Source organism: Marinobacter sp. MBR-99 (assembly GCF_040547575.1).
Lineage (GTDB): Bacteria > Pseudomonadota > Gammaproteobacteria > Pseudomonadales > Oleiphilaceae > Marinobacter.
The window spans coordinates 253,862-267,954 of record NZ_JBEPPY010000001.1 but is presented as its reverse complement, the minus strand read 5'-3'; the positions used below and the strand labels follow the sequence as shown (position 1 = coordinate 267,954).

At 57.2% G+C, this 14,093-nt stretch carries 12 protein-coding genes; 7 read left to right on the top strand and 5 right to left on the bottom strand.

All coding sequences use genetic code 11. The annotated features are described in order from the left end of the window. Positions 1-23: 23 nt before the first annotated feature. On the bottom strand, positions 24-1,085 hold the full coding sequence (gene sohB / locus ABIE59_RS01245; RefSeq protein ID WP_106695716.1) for a protease SohB: 1,062 nt from the start codon (positions 1,083-1,085) through the stop codon (positions 24-26). Positions 1,086-1,314: 229 nt separating this feature from the next. Here sohB and ABIE59_RS01240 point away from each other — a divergent pair, with 229 nt between their 5' ends. After that, complete coding sequence (locus ABIE59_RS01240) at positions 1,315-1,629, top strand: SCP2 sterol-binding domain-containing protein (RefSeq protein ID WP_061332831.1); 315 nt, start codon at positions 1,315-1,317, stop codon at positions 1,627-1,629. Between the two features lie 79 nt (positions 1,630-1,708). Here ABIE59_RS01240 and ABIE59_RS01235 read toward each other — a convergent pair whose 3' ends face one another. From ABIE59_RS01235 to ABIE59_RS01220, 4 genes are all read right to left on the bottom strand, one after another. Next, entirely contained in the window at positions 1,709-3,415 is a 1,707-nt protein-coding gene (locus ABIE59_RS01235) for a FimL-related protein (protein WP_286920862.1), read from the bottom strand. 209 nt (positions 3,416-3,624) lie between these two features. Next, positions 3,625-4,368: a DNA polymerase III subunit epsilon gene (gene dnaQ / locus ABIE59_RS01230; protein ID WP_266094473.1), complete on the bottom strand. Its 744-nt coding sequence runs from the start codon at positions 4,366-4,368 to the stop codon at positions 3,625-3,627. Between the two features lie 13 nt (positions 4,369-4,381). Continuing rightward, a complete protein-coding gene (gene rnhA, locus ABIE59_RS01225; RefSeq protein ID WP_286920861.1) occupies positions 4,382-4,825 on the bottom strand; it encodes a ribonuclease HI in 444 nt (147 codons plus the stop codon). A 16-nt stretch (positions 4,826-4,841) separates the two neighbouring features. Further along, positions 4,842-5,645: a class I SAM-dependent methyltransferase gene (locus ABIE59_RS01220; protein WP_061332822.1), complete on the bottom strand. Its 804-nt coding sequence runs from the start codon at positions 5,643-5,645 to the stop codon at positions 4,842-4,844. Positions 5,646-5,757: 112 nt separating this feature from the next. On the opposite strand from ABIE59_RS01220, the gene gloB reads away from it, so the two are divergent. The 6 genes from gloB (at position 5,758) to ABIE59_RS01190 (ending at position 14,066) form a co-directional block, all read left to right on the top strand. Beyond that, the gene (gene gloB, locus ABIE59_RS01215; protein ID WP_061332820.1) at positions 5,758-6,552 is read left to right on the top strand and encodes a hydroxyacylglutathione hydrolase; all 795 of its coding nucleotides are present in this window, start codon (positions 5,758-5,760) and stop codon (positions 6,550-6,552) included. 163 nt (positions 6,553-6,715) lie between these two features. Then, entirely contained in the window at positions 6,716-8,461 is a 1,746-nt protein-coding gene (locus tag ABIE59_RS01210) for a LysM peptidoglycan-binding domain-containing protein (protein ID WP_106695712.1), read from the top strand. A 12-nt stretch (positions 8,462-8,473) separates the two neighbouring features. After that, a complete protein-coding gene (locus ABIE59_RS01205; RefSeq protein WP_106695711.1) occupies positions 8,474-10,309 on the top strand; it encodes an extracellular solute-binding protein in 1,836 nt (611 codons plus the stop codon). A gap of 46 nt (positions 10,310-10,355) precedes the next feature. Beyond that, a complete protein-coding gene (locus ABIE59_RS01200) occupies positions 10,356-11,441 on the top strand; it encodes a microcin C ABC transporter permease YejB (RefSeq protein ID WP_106695710.1) in 1,086 nt (361 codons plus the stop codon). A 2-nt stretch (positions 11,442-11,443) separates the two neighbouring features. Beyond that, positions 11,444-12,466, top strand: coding sequence for an ABC transporter permease (locus ABIE59_RS01195; protein WP_106695709.1), 1,023 nt, complete (start codon positions 11,444-11,446; stop codon positions 12,464-12,466). Position 12,467: 1 nt separating this feature from the next. Further along, the gene (locus ABIE59_RS01190; RefSeq protein ID WP_106695708.1) at positions 12,468-14,066 is read left to right on the top strand and encodes an ABC transporter ATP-binding protein; all 1,599 of its coding nucleotides are present in this window, start codon (positions 12,468-12,470) and stop codon (positions 14,064-14,066) included. Positions 14,067-14,093: the final 27 nt, after the last annotated feature.

The window sequence follows — 14,093 nt, the reverse complement described above, 5'->3', positions numbered from 1 at the left end:
AACTCTCTGCGCCCGACCCTGACTTACTGAATTTTCTGATTACGGAAAGCACTGAGCACCCGCCAAACGGTATGCTCAAGCGCCGCACTGGTGGCCAGGCCAAGCCGTTCCGGCAGGGTTCTCTTACGCTGGAATGACACCGAGACCACCTCACCCCGATCGCAGGCCTCGATCAGGTATTCGTCCGACGTCTTGATATCGTCAATGAGCTTGACCTCAAGGGCACGCTTGCCAAACCAGATGTCGCCATTGGCCACCGCCTGGATATCCAGCGCAGGGCGCCGCTCGCTGACGTATTCCTTGAACAGGCCGTGGGTATCTTCAAGGTCCGCGAGAAATTTCTGCCGGCCCTTTTCGGTGTTCTCTCCAAACACGGTCAGTGTGCGCTTGTGCTCACCGGCGGTCAGCACTTCAAAATCCACATCGTTCTTCTGCAGAAAACGATGGAAGTTCGGCAGCTGGGCAACCACACCAATCGAACCCAGAACTGCAAAGGGCGACGCAATGATCTTGTCGGCAACGCAAGCCATCATGTAACCACCGCTGGCCGCCACCTTGTCTACGCAGGCCGTCAGGGGAACCCCTTTACTGCGAATCCGGTCTAGCTGTGCGGCTGCCAGACCATAGGCGTGCACGAGGCCGCCACCGCTTTCCAGGCGAACCACCACCTCGTCTGTCTCCGGGTTGGCGACACTGAGCACCGCAGAGACCGACCGCCTGAGCGTGTCGGTATCGCTGGCTTTGATGTCGCCATCGAAGTCGATGACATAGATGCGTGGTTTGGAGGCCTTTTCTTCCTCAGCGGTTTTATCCTGTTTGGCCGATTTTTTCTCGGCTTTCTCTTCTTTCTTCTTTTGTTTCTGCCAGGCCTTGTGTTCGGCGTCTGACATCAACCGGGACTGGATGGATTCTTTCAGTTTCCGGTACTGGTCGTTCAGTTTGCGAATTTTGAGCTCGCCCTCTCCTTCATGATCACTCCGGTCCCGCTGGGTGGCGGAGAAAATCACCGAGGCCAGAATGATGGCGGCCACCACGAAGGTCACCACTTTAGCGAGGAAAAGTCCGTATTCGGTCAGAAATTCCAAAATGCAGTCTCCAGACGTCGTTGCAAAGCCATGAGTGTACCCCCTCACAGGGGGCGTGATAAGTCCAAAAGAAAATTAAAACAAGCGTTCGATCAAGCTTGACACAACCGTGTTCTAACCATAAAGTCGGATGGCGAGGTCGGCGCTACCCGGGCTATCAAACAGGCTTCTGAGGCCAGGGATTCCAAGCCGTCACCATGACAAGACAACCACTCAAAAGGGTAAAACAATGTCTGTAGCTCAGGTATTTGAAAAACTCGAACAGAATTTCAACGCAGACGCGGCACAAGGCCTGGATCTGGTGTTCCAGTTCGACATCGAAGATGACAAAACCTACCACCTGGTGATCAACGACGGCACTTGCAAGCTGCACGAAGGCGCGAACGACGATCCTTCCGTTACCCTGATCATGAACTCCGACACCCTGCAGGGTATCGTTTCCGGCGAAACCGACGGCATGCAGGCATTCATGGCTGGTCAGCTGCGCGCCGAAGGCGACATGATGCTGGCAACCAAGCTGGGTGAACTGTTCAAGATGGGCTAAGCCCCGCTTAACAGGCCATAAAAAAACCTGCGCAAGTCGCAGGTTTTTTTTGGTCGCTTCAACGACACCGAAGCCGTTATTACAGCCCGACGTCGCCCAACGACGATTCCGCCAGTTTCAGCAGGTCGCTGTTGCTCTCTTCGCGGCGGCCAATGCTTTCAATGTAGTACTCCAGCGACGTAAGCGCGTCCGCCAGCGCTTCAAGCACCTGAGGTGCCGGCGCTTCCCTCGCATCCAGTAGCTGCTCCTGAATGGATGCCGCTACCCGCGCAATGACACTGGCAGCCTGGGGGTCGTTCACCATCTGCAAACCACCCCAGATACTGCGCAGGGTGCCCGGCAGGTTGGCCAGGTGCAACTTGTCGTAGTCGGATTCGATAAACGCGGTAATAGCACGCTTGGCCAGGGTCAGGGCGCTACGCGCCTCGTCTGCAACCACCCAGATGGCTTCCTGCAGGTAGACGGACTCGTCCCGCTTGCGTTCACTGCCTGCCAACGCATCGGTCTCCGAGGTAATACCTCGAATGACGATCTGCATGACGGCATCCTCCACCCCCAGCACCGAATCGGCCAGGCGATAGAGTTCGTCCTCTGCCGGCAGGCGCTTCTCCTCCTCCCACTGACGGAGTTTCGTCGCTTCCTCACGGGCAATACCGGCCAGGCGATTGAGATCGAGCATCACCAGGGTGTTCGCCAGGCGCTCGAGGGCGTCAGCGATGGACGCCAGCTCGGCCAGGTCTGGCTCGATACCCCGTTCGATGATGTCCAGCTTATCCTTCAGTTGATTGAGCTCTTCCTGCAGCGCTTCCGACAAGGATTTCAGTACATCCGAACCCGGGCCGTACAGCCGGCGCGAGTGGGCTTCAAGGATAGCATCGGGAAACTCAGAGGGCGCCAGCCGGTAGGCGGAAAGAACGCTCGCCACCTCGGGATTAGCGGACCCGCTGCGGTACAAAAGGTAGACAAGGTCTTTGATGACCGAGTCAGGGGCATCTTTGGTGGTGGCCACTTTGCCAACGTACACCACTTGGCGGGCATACTTCTCTATTCGCATAAGCAGACGTTTTCGGGCTTTATTGAAGCCCATGGCCCGGTCCAGCATGGTGTCTGCAACCACAGACAGCAAGCACCACATCTGGCCCATTGGCGCGCCCTGGCAAAGTCTGGCAAAGCCACGGGAAGCCCTGGCCACCAGCTTTTTGCTGACCACCTCATTACGCTCACGAAGAATGCCAAGCAGAGCGACCTGGAGGGTCAGGCGCATACGCCTGGCGAGAATTTCGTATTCGGCATCGCCGCCTTCAAGCGGCTGAAGCGAGAGCCCGGAGCAGAAATCCGGACGCTCTTTCACATCCACATCAAAGAAACAGGATTCGGGATAGGGTTTCTCGCGCCGCGCCTCGCGTAGATCATTGATCACCGGCAGCAGCAATTCCGGATGGTCCTCCCGTTGCTGGTGGTAATATTCAACGTAGCGACGCAAGATAAACAGGGCGCTGTTGAGGGTCGTCAGCAGAATGTTCTTGTCGTCATTGGCGCCAACGGGCACGTCGTTGGCCAGGTTCACTGCCTCCTGACACAGCAGGGTTCCACCACGCAATTCCACCAGAATGAAGATGCCCCGCAACTGATTGAGATAATCAACACAGTTCTGCAGGTCTTCCCCACTCTCACGATTTTCCTGAAAGCGCTCAAGGCTGGATTCTGCCTGTTTGATGGTCTGTTCGATTTCGCTTTTGACCAAATCAAACGACTGCGATTTCGTCGCCAGAGACGATTGAACCATAAACGCTTCCTGTTACTTTGCGGAGACTACCGCATCCTGTTCGTGAACTAATGCCGGGGACATGGGGCCGGCGTTTGTTATGGGCCATGCACCCTGCCGGCCAACATTCAGCTCGCAGAAAACTGGCGAACTTATCATTACTTATAACATAAAACTCAAGTACCTCAAGAAAGGCGGAATGTAACAAATGGTACACCCTGACGTGGTTCTCATTCCGATTGCTGTAATTTGCTCCAGACGGTGTGGCCGGCCTGCTTCTCCATCATCGCCAGAAATTCTTCATGGGCCGAGGCCTCGGCGTCATCAGCACGGATCACAGCCAAAGCCGGTCGGTTGCCAGTCAGGCGGCGGATGCCACCGGCAGTTCCATCATCGCCAGCCCCGGCATCCAGGGATAACGCTGTTTGCCCGCCGGTCATCAACAAATAAACGTCAGCCAGAATCTCCGCATCCAGCAACGCGCCGTGCAGTTCCCGGTTACTGTTATCTACTCCGTAGCGTTTGCACAGGGCATCCAGGTTGTTCTTCTGACCCGGATGCTTGGCCCGGGCGATGGCGAGCGAGTCGACGATGCCGCAGTGGTCAGCGGTTTTCCGGACCGGCTTGAGGCGCGCGAACTCGGCGTCCATGAAGCCGACGTCAAAAGCCGCGTTATGTATAACCAGCTCCGCACCCTTGATAAACTCGAAAAATTCGTCGGCAATTTCGGCGAACCTGGGTTTGTCGGTCAGAAACTCATTGGTGATGCCGTGAACGGTGATAGCTTCGGCCTCAACCTCCCGTTCTGGATTGATGTAGACGTGGTAATTACGGCCCGTCAGCTCACGCTCAATGACTTCAACGCAGCCAATCTCGATAATGCGGTGGCCGTCGTTCGGGTCGATACCCGTGGTTTCGGTATCCAGTACGATCTGTCTCATGTCTCTGTGCTCTCTGTTTCCGTCGTCGCCCACGCCACAGGCCGCGTCAGGCGCTGGTCAGTTCGTCAACGCCACGGTTGGCCAGTTCATCCGCAAGCTCGTTGTCCGGGTTACCGGAATGGCCCTTGACCCAGTGCCAGTTCACCTTATGTCGTGCCGTTTCGGTGTCCAACTCTTGCCATAAGTCGGCGTTCTTGACTGGCTTCTTCGCCGAATTCTTCCAGCCGTTTCGCTTCCAGCCCGCCATCCATTCCGTGATGCCCTTGCGGACATACTGGGAGTCTGTATACAGCTCAACCTCACATGCACGGTTCAGGGCCCTCAAACCGCGAATAGCGGCCATAAGCTCCATACGGTTGTTCGTGGTCTGGCGCTCACCACCATGCAGGGTCTTGCAGGCATCTCCGTATCGCAAAACCACACCCCACCCACCGGGACCAGGATTGCCTTTACAGGCACCATCGGTGTACATCACCACCTTGCCAACCATTTACTCTCCCAATTATTCATTGATTCTCTGTCGCGCCAGCGCTCTGGCTTGAACACCCCCGCGAGGCACCCACCGTGCCGGGCATTGAGATCACTTTGCTCTTGCGCCAGGGCGCCCGCCTGCGGATGGGGGCGTACACACGCTTGCGGGCAAGGATACAGTAATACGCGCCGACCGGCAGGAAATGACCGTTCTCATTCAGGGTACGGTGATTCCTGGTGGTGTAGCCTTCCTTTCTCTGAACCGGCAGGGTGCAAAAATGGGTGCAGGAAGTCTCAAGCTCAAAGCCGAGCAGCTGGAGCCAATCCTCCATCCGTGAACGCATCAGGAAGCGCCCTCCCCAGGGCCCTTGATGATGTCTTGAAAGCAGACGCCTGACACCCCAAAGGCTCAGTGGATTGAATCCAATCAGCGCAATACGCCCCTCGCCCCTCAACACCCGGGCCGATTCCCGTAATACCTCGTGGGGATCCGGGGAGAAATCCGCTGTGTGGTGCAGTATCACCAGATCCATGGAGTCCCCTGGAAACGGCAGTTCGTCAGCATCACACACTGCTACACCATCCGGCATCTGCGGGTGCCAGCCAGGCGTGGTGATGATTTTCTGGACGAAATCGGCGCCGCTGGCAAGCGGCAGCCTGTGGCTTAGCCCCACCTGCAGTTGCCGGGCCCCGGCCAGGCCTTCGAATGCATGATCAAGTACCCGGCGCTGGCTGGCCAGCAACGATCTGCCAAGCGGAGTCTGGAACCAGCGCTCGAAACTCTCATGCCTTTGTGAGTAGTCCACCGCCCCTGAGGCGCCCAATCTGAATCTCTGCATTAACCGGATTCCCCTGCACCGCCTTTTGTTCCCGGCTCACGAACGACCCTTGGGATAGAAACGGCGTTGGACTATCATAACAGCCACATCCAAAGAGCACATGGGGTCATGCATGTTCGATATCCAGGCCATTCCTGCGTTTTCCGACAACTATATCTGGTGCCTCTGCGACCGGTCATCCGGCAAAGCGCTGGTGGTAGACCCTGGGCAGGCCCAGCCGGTGGAAGACTACCTGGAAAGTCAGCAGCTGGTTCTGGATACCATACTGGTCACCCACCACCACCCCGACCACACCGGCGGCATCGCCAGCCTGGCAAAGACCTTTCCGGATGTTCGCATAACGGGCCCGGAGGATTCCCCCTTCAAGGGCACCACCAACCCGATCCATCCCGGTGACGAAGTGGTCTGGCAAGGCCTGACCTTCGAGGTCATGGCGGTACCGGGCCACACTCTCGACCATGTTGCCTACTACTCGGAAACTGAGATTAATGATCGCCCTGTGCTGTTCTGCGGCGACACGCTCTTCGTTTGCGGCTGCGGGAGGCTGTTCGAGGGCAAACCCGAGCAGATGCGACAGTCTCTCGAGTCGTTGCGCGCCCTGCCCGATCAGACCGGGGTTTACTGTGCACACGAATACACCCTGGCCAATCTCAGGTTTGCCCGCAGCTGGTTGCCAGACGACAAAGCCCTCGAGCAGTTTGAGCAGGACTGTCAGGCCAGGAGGAACCGTGGTGAGCCGACCGTACCCTCCAGTATTGGCGCAGAAAAAACCCTGAACCCGTTTATGCGCTGGGACCAGCCGGAAGTGATCGAAAGTGCCCGGCAATATGCTGCAAGGCAGGGTTTGCCATGCGATTCAGCGGATGCGGTGTTCGCGGCCATTCGACACGGCAAGGACCATTTCTGAGCTGTTAATGCTTGAGTTCTTAACATTTCTTCTCACAGCCGTAACATCAGCCGTATTGACCCCCGGAAAAGGGCTCCCATAGAATCCAAGCCTGTTTGTTACCGTAACTCATTAATGTGCCGGGTTTCTGTCCATACCCGGCCAATACCCGGAAGCTGTGTTTATGTCGGTGAAACGATTGTCTTATGTGCTGATTGCCAGCACCCTCCTCTCAGGTTGCAGCACCAGTCAGGTTCTTGAAAACTGGCACACTCCGTCAGCCTGGTTTGGCGAAGACAACAACACCGCAGACAGCAACAACCCCCTGGATTCTGACGAAGTCGTTGTTGCGCAGGGCGACGAGGGCCTTAAGAAATCGGTTGCATCCGGAAACGGTGATCAGGCCAGCGACGCACCGCTGGACGACGCCATCGCCCCCGAACTGCGCAAGCAAGCCAGGGAAGCGCGGGAGAAACTGGATAACCCCCGTAGCAGCCAGGACGTTGCCACTTCGGAATCCGATTTATGGGACCGGCTTCGGGCCGGATTCCAGATGGACCACTCCGTTGACAACGCCCGGGTTCAGGCACAGCTGGACTGGTATGCCCGCCACCCCCGCTACATTGACCGGGTGGTTGAACGTGGCTCCCGATACCTCTACCACATCCTGGAAGAAACCGAAAAACGTGGTCTACCCAACGAACTCGCACTGCTGCCCATTGTTGAAAGTGCCTTTGACCCCTTCGCCTATTCACACGGGCGGGCTGCGGGTTTGTGGCAGTTCATCCCGTCGACCGGCAAGTATTTCGGGTTGACTCAAAGCTGGTGGCACGATGACCGCCGGGATGTCATTGCGGCAACCGACGCAGCCCTGACGTACCTTGACCGCCTGGCCAACCGCTTTGACGGCGATTACACCCTGGCCCTGGCTGCCTACAACGCGGGTGGCGGCACAGTATCCAGCTCCATTCGCCGTAACCGCAACGCCGGTAAGTCCACAGACTACTGGTCGCTGAGCCTGCCCACCGAGACCCGGCACTACGTACCCAAGCTGATTGCGCTGGCCAAGATCTTTGACGACCCAGAAGCCTATGGCATCGAGTTGCCTGCCCTGAAGAACGAACCGTTTTTCGAGGTGGTTGATACTGGCTCGCAACTGGATATCGCTCAGGCCGCAGAACTTGCTGGCGTCGAAATCAATGAAATCTATTTGCTCAACCCCTCCTATAACCGCTGGGCCACCAATCCGGATGGCCCTCACCGGCTGCTGGTTCCGGTCGAGAAAGCCGAGGGCTTCCGTACAGCGCTTGCCGATTTCCCGACCGAGCAGCGGGTGTCCTGGCAGAATTACCGGGTGCAGAAAGGCGATAGCCTGAACACCATCGCCCGAAAGTTTTCGACAACACCTTCCGTCATCCAGCAGGTTAACAAGCTGAACAGCGATCTCATCCGCATCGGCCAACAGCTGCTGATTCCCTCGGCCACCAAGGGTTCGGAGACCTATGCGCTGAGCCAGAGCCAGCGCCTGCAACGCACCCAGGAGCGGCAACGGGATGGCAACAAGGTTAACTACACGGTCCGCCGTGGCGATACCTTCTGGGACATTGCCCGGGAACACCGGGTTTCGGTACGGGAAGTGGCGGCCTGGAACGGTATGGCGCCGGGCGACCCACTGATCCCGGGCAAACAACTGGTGATCTGGTCTAAAACCGCACAACCCACCAAGAATGTTGCCAGTAGCCAGCGGGACAGCGCCATGGTTCGCAAGGTGGGATATCGTGTGCGCCAGGGTGACTCGCTGTCTGCCATTGCAAGCCGCTTCTCGGTGAATGTGCGGGATATCGCATCATGGAACGATCTTAATACCAACCGTTATCTGCAACCCGGCCAAAGTCTGGTACTCTACGTGGACATAAGAAACAGCCCATAACGTGCGAGAACCATGACAAAAACACGGAAAGCACCTCACCTGACCCTGTCTGGACTGATCACATCCCTGGCCTTGATGGCCACTCCGCTTTTTTCCGCTGCTGACGATCACCATGAAAACGGGCCAGCGCCCGTTCATGGGATCGCCATGCATGGTGAGTTGAAATACCCGGAAGGCTTCAGCCACTTCGATTACGTTAATCCCGAGGCGCCCAAAGGCGGCTCCCTGAAGCTGTCCGTGGTATCCAACGGGTTCGATAGCTTCAACCCGTTTGTGATTCGCGGCGTGGCGGCCGCCGGCGTCAGCACCTACGTCTACGACACCCTGATGGAATCGTCCTCGGACGAGCCATTCTCCGAGTATGGGTTGATTGCCGAGAGCGTGGAGTTTCCCGAAGACCGCCGGTACGTCATATTCAATTTGCGGGAAGAAGCGAGATTTCAGGACGGCACCCCGATCACCGCCAAAGACGTCGAGTTCTCGCACCGTATCCTGACCACTGAAGGGCACCCCTTCTACCGCAACTACTACGCGGATGTGCGCAAGGTCACGATCGAGAACAGTCATCGTATCCGATTCGATTTCGGCGAAACCGATAACCGTGAGCTGCCTCTGATCCTGGGGCAAATGCCTATTCTCCCGGCCCATTACTGGGAAGAGCGGGAGTTTGGTCGAAACGGTCTGGACATTCCGGTGGGCAGTGGGCCCTACCGCATTGGTTCGTTTGATGCTGGGCGCTCTGTTACCTATGAGCTGATTGAAGACTACTGGGCAAAGGACCTGCCCGTACGTGTAGGACGTTTCAATTTCCAGCGCATCCAGTACGAATACTACAACGATGACACGGTAGCGCTGGAAGCCTTCAAAGCAGGCAACTTCGACTTCCGCCAGGAAACCTCCGCAAAGAACTGGGCAACCGCCTACACCGGCCGGCGTTTCGAAGATGGCCGAATCGTTCGCGAGGCCATCCCTCATCAACGCCCAAGCGGTATGCAGGGTTTTGTCTTCAACACCCGAAAGCCGGTATTCAGTAACCCGAAGGTCCGCCAGGCCCTGGCTTACGGCTTTGACTTCCAGTGGGCTAACCGTAACCTGTTCTTTGACCAGTACACCCGGACCAACAGCTATTTCGAAAACAGTGAACTGGCCTCATCCGGTCTACCTCAAGGCCCTGAACTGGACATCCTTGAACGCTTCCGCGATCAGCTGAACCCGGAGGTCTTTACCCGCGAATACACTCCGCCTGACACCAGCGACAGCCGGTCCATGCGCGACAATCTGCGGGCGGCCATGGAACTGCTGAACGAGGCCGGCTACAGCATCCGTGGCGGTAAGATGGTGCACGAGGAAAGCGGTAAGCAACTGAGCTTTGAAGTGCTGCTGTTCCAGAAGAGTTTTGAACGCGTGGTACTGCCCTTTACCCGCAACCTGGAACGTCTGGGCATAGACGTCACAGTGCGCCTTGTTGACAGCAACCAGTACATCCAGCGAGTACGCAGCTTTGACTTCGACATGATCACCCAGGTGCTTCCGCAATCCGACTCCCCGGGCAACGAGCAGAGGGAATACTGGCACTCCAGCACCGCGGACGTATCCGGCTCCCGAAACTTCATGGGTGTTAACGACCCCGTGGTAGACCAGTTAGTCGACATGGTGATCCAGGCACCGGATCGGGAACAATTGGTGCACCGTGTGCGCGCGCTCGACCGGGTACTGCTGCACAGTCACTATGTGATTCCGCACTGGCACCTGACCAAAGACCGGGTAGCCTACTGGAACCATTTACAGCGACCTGAGGTCACACCGAAAAATGGTATCGACCTGAACAACTGGTGGATCAACCGCTGATCCATCGACTGTCACCAACGCTGTAATGAAAGGATTCCTCCCCTAAATGGGCATCTACATTCTCCGGCGGCTTGCTCTGATCATCCCCACACTGGTGGGGATAATGCTCCTCAATTTCATCATTGTTCAGGCCGCACCGGGCGGCCCGGTTGACCAGCTTGTTGCCCAGATGGAAGGCCACGGCAGCAGTGCCCTGGCACGGGCGGGCGGTGGTGATACCGGTGGCGAAGTCGTCACCAGCTCCGGCGACAGCCGGGGTTCCCGGGGCCTGCCACCGGAATTGCTGAAAGAAATCGAGGTGATGTACGGTTTCGACAAGCCCGCCCATGAACGCTTCCTGAAGATGCTCAAGGATTACGCGACCTTCAATTTCGGCGAATCCTTTTTCCGGGACCGTACCGTCGTTGAGCTGATCATCGACAAGATGCCGGTTTCCATTTCCCTGGGGCTCTGGTCCACACTGATCATTTACCTGATTTCCATCCCCCTGGGCATTCGCAAAGCCGTGTCTGACGGCTCCCGATTCGATGTCTGGACAAGCTCTGCCATCGTGGTGGGCTATGCCATTCCCGGCTTCCTGTTTGCCATTCTGTTGATCGTGTTGTTTGCCGGCGGCAGCTATTTCGACTGGTTCCCCCTCCGGGGCCTGACCTCTCCGAATTTCGATGAGCTCAACTGGTACCAGAAGATTGCCGATTACTTCTGGCACCTGGCCTTGCCGGTTACCGCCAATGTGATTGGCGGCTTTGCCACCCTCACACTACTGACCAAGAACTCGTTCCTGGATGAAATCGGTAAACAATACGTGGTGACGGCCCGTGCCAAGGGACTGGAAGAAAAACAGGTACTCTATGGCCATGTGTTCCGCAACGCCATGCTGATAGTGATCGCCAGCATGCCCGGTGTTCTGGTGTCCCTGTTCTTTACCGGGTCTTTGCTGATTGAAGTGATTTTCTCCCTGGACGGCCTTGGCCTGCTCGGCTTCGAGGCGGCCCTGAACCGGGATTACCCGGTGATTTTCGGCACTCTCTACATCTTCACCCTGATGGGTTTGATTCTGAAGCTGATCAGCGACATCACCTATGTGCTGGTAGACCCGCGCATCGATTTTGAAAGCCGGGAGGGCGCATAATCATGCCCCGACTGACGCCCATCCAACAGCGCCGGCTGCGGAATTTCAGGAATAATCGCCGTGGTTTCTGGTCACTGTGGCTTTTCCTGGCCCTGTTCGGTCTTTCCCTGGTGGCAGAGCTGATCGCCAACGACAAGCCACTGGTGGTCTCCTATCAGGGCGATGTCTATTTCCCGGTAGTCCAGATGGTGCCCGAGGAAACCTTTGGCGGCTTTCTGCCCACGGAAACCGACTACCGGGATCGCTTCATCCGGGACGAAATAGAGGCCAACGGCTGGATACTCTGGCCGCCGATCCAGTTCAGCTACAACACCATCAACTATGAACTGAGCGTACCCTCGCCCGCGCCACCCAGCGCCGAACACTGGCTGGGGACCGACGACCAGGGACGGGACGTGGCTGCCCGGGTCATCTACGGCTTCCGGATTTCCGTGGTTTTTGGTCTGACCCTGACCATCGCCAGCTGCATTGTTGGCGTGATCGTCGGCGCCATTCAGGGCTTTTACGGAGGCAAGGTGGACCTGTTCGGCCAGCGCTTTATCGAGATCTGGTCGGGCCTGCCAATGCTGTATCTGCTGATTATCCTCTCCGCCATTGTTCAGCCCAACTTCTGGTGGTTGCTGGGCATTATGTTGCTGTTCAGCTGGATGGGGCTGGTGGATGTGGTTCGTGCTGAATTCCTGCGGGCGAGAAACTTCGAATACGTTAAAGCGGCTCGGGCGCTCGGGTTGGGTAACCGGCACATCATGTTCCGGCACATTCTGCCGAACGCCATGGTGGCCACCCTCACCTTTCTGCCGTTTATCCTGACTGGCGCGATTACCGGGCTAACTTCGCTGGATTTCCTGGGCTTTGGCCTGCCATCCGGTTCACCATCCCTGGGGGAGCTGATTGCCCAGGGCAAGGCCAACCTCCATGCCCCATGGCTGGGTATCTCTGCCTTTGTCTCCCTGTCGGTGATGCTGACGCTGCTGGTGTTTGTAGGTGAAGCCGTACGAGATGCCTTTGACCCGAGAAAGAACTGATATGAGTGAACTCCTGACCATCTCGGACCTGTCCATTCGCTTTGATAACGGCCCGCTGGTCGTAGACAGCCTGTCGCTGCGGGTTCGCCTTGGGGAAACCCTGGCGCTGGTGGGCGAAAGCGGCTCTGGCAAATCGGTGTCGGCCCTGTCTGTTCTCAGGTTACTGGATGCCCGGCACGCCCGTTATCCCTCTGGCAAGATTCTGTATCGTGGCGAAGATTTGCTGACGGCTGCGGATAGCCGGTTGCGACAAATCCGCGGCCGGGAAATCAGCATGATCTTCCAGGAGCCCATGACCTCACTCAACCCCTTACATACGGTTGAAAAGCAGATCACCGAAACTCTGGAGCTACACAAGGGCATGCGCGGCCCCCAGGCCCGAAAGCGTTGTATTGAACTGCTCGACCTGGTGGGCATTCCCGAGCCGGAGCGGCGCCTGAACAGCTACCCACACCAGCTGTCCGGTGGCCAGAAACAGAGGATCATGATCGCCATGGCCCTGGCCAACGAACCGGATCTGCTGATCGCCGACGAACCCACCACGGCTCTGGATGTGACCGTACAGAAACAAGTACTGGAGTTGCTGGAATCGCTGAAACAGAAACTCGGCATGGCCATTCTGATGATCACCCACGACCTGAGCATTGTCCGCCGCTATGCGGATAGAGTGGTGGTTATGGAACAGGGTAAATGCGTTGAGGAAGCCGCCACCGAGCAACTGTTCACCGCGCCTGCGCACCCCTATACCCGGAAGCTCATTGATGCGGAACCACCAGAAAACCCTCTCCCACCGACGGATGGTGGTAGAACACTGATGGAAGTCACGGGGCTGAATGTTCAGTTCCCTATTCGCAAGAACCTGCTGGGCAAGGTCAAGGAGAGTTTCCACGCGGTTCAGAACGTGAGTTTTGCCCTGCAACCAGGCGAGACACTGGGTATTGTCGGTGAAAGCGGCAGTGGCAAAACCACCATCGGACATGCGCTACTGAAGTTAACCGCCAGCACCGGTAGTATCCGGTTGGCGGGAACCGAACTTGGGCCTCTGTCCCAGAAGCAGTTCCGACCCTGGCGCAAGCGGGTCCAGATTGTCTTTCAGGATCCTTTCGGTAGTCTGAGCCCCCGGATGTCGGTGGCTGAAATTGTCCGTGAAGGGCTAGAGATACACGACACCAACGATGCCGAGCAACACGACGCCAGAGTGATTCAGGCACTGAAGGATGTGGGGCTGGACCCAGACGCCAGGCACCGTTACCCCCACGAATTTTCCGGCGGGCAGCGACAACGCATTGCCATCGCCCGGGCACTGGTGTTGCAGCCGGAACTGATCATTCTCGATGAGCCTACCTCCGCCCTGGACCGGACCGTCCAGAAGCAAGTGATTGAGCTTTTACGGGAAATTCAGGCCAGATATAAGCTAAGCTACATCTTTATCAGTCATGATCTGGCTGTCGTTCGGGCACTCAGCCACAAATTGCTGGTGCTGAAGAACGGCCAGATAGTGGAGTACGGGGCCGCTGAGGCTATTTTCCGGGCACCGAAACAGGACTACACCCGGGAACTGCTGACCGCGGCTTTCTTTTATCAGCCTACGACCAATTGACCGTTACCCCAGCCGACGCATGTCGGG

Excerpts from the sequence above, each read along its gene's own strand:
- ABIE59_RS01240 (WP_061332831.1), top strand. The coding sequence starts at position 1,315 with ATGTCTGTAGCTCAGGTATTTGAAAAACTCGAACAGAATTTCAACGCA.
- ABIE59_RS01235 (WP_286920862.1), bottom strand. The coding sequence starts at position 3,415 with ATGGTTCAATCGTCTCTGGCGACGAAATCGCAGTCGTTTGATTTGGTC.
- rnhA (WP_286920861.1), bottom strand. The coding sequence starts at position 4,825 with ATGGTTGGCAAGGTGGTGATGTACACCGATGGTGCCTGTAAAGGCAAT.
- ABIE59_RS01220 (WP_061332822.1), bottom strand. The coding sequence starts at position 5,645 with ATGCAGAGATTCAGATTGGGCGCCTCAGGGGCGGTGGACTACTCACAA.
- gloB (WP_061332820.1), top strand. The coding sequence starts at position 5,758 with ATGTTCGATATCCAGGCCATTCCTGCGTTTTCCGACAACTATATCTGG.
- ABIE59_RS01210 (WP_106695712.1), top strand. The coding sequence starts at position 6,716 with ATGTCGGTGAAACGATTGTCTTATGTGCTGATTGCCAGCACCCTCCTC.
- ABIE59_RS01205 (WP_106695711.1), top strand. The coding sequence starts at position 8,474 with ATGACAAAAACACGGAAAGCACCTCACCTGACCCTGTCTGGACTGATC.
- ABIE59_RS01200 (WP_106695710.1), top strand. The coding sequence starts at position 10,356 with ATGGGCATCTACATTCTCCGGCGGCTTGCTCTGATCATCCCCACACTG.
- ABIE59_RS01195 (WP_106695709.1), top strand. The coding sequence starts at position 11,444 with ATGCCCCGACTGACGCCCATCCAACAGCGCCGGCTGCGGAATTTCAGG.
- ABIE59_RS01190 (WP_106695708.1), top strand. The coding sequence starts at position 12,468 with ATGAGTGAACTCCTGACCATCTCGGACCTGTCCATTCGCTTTGATAAC.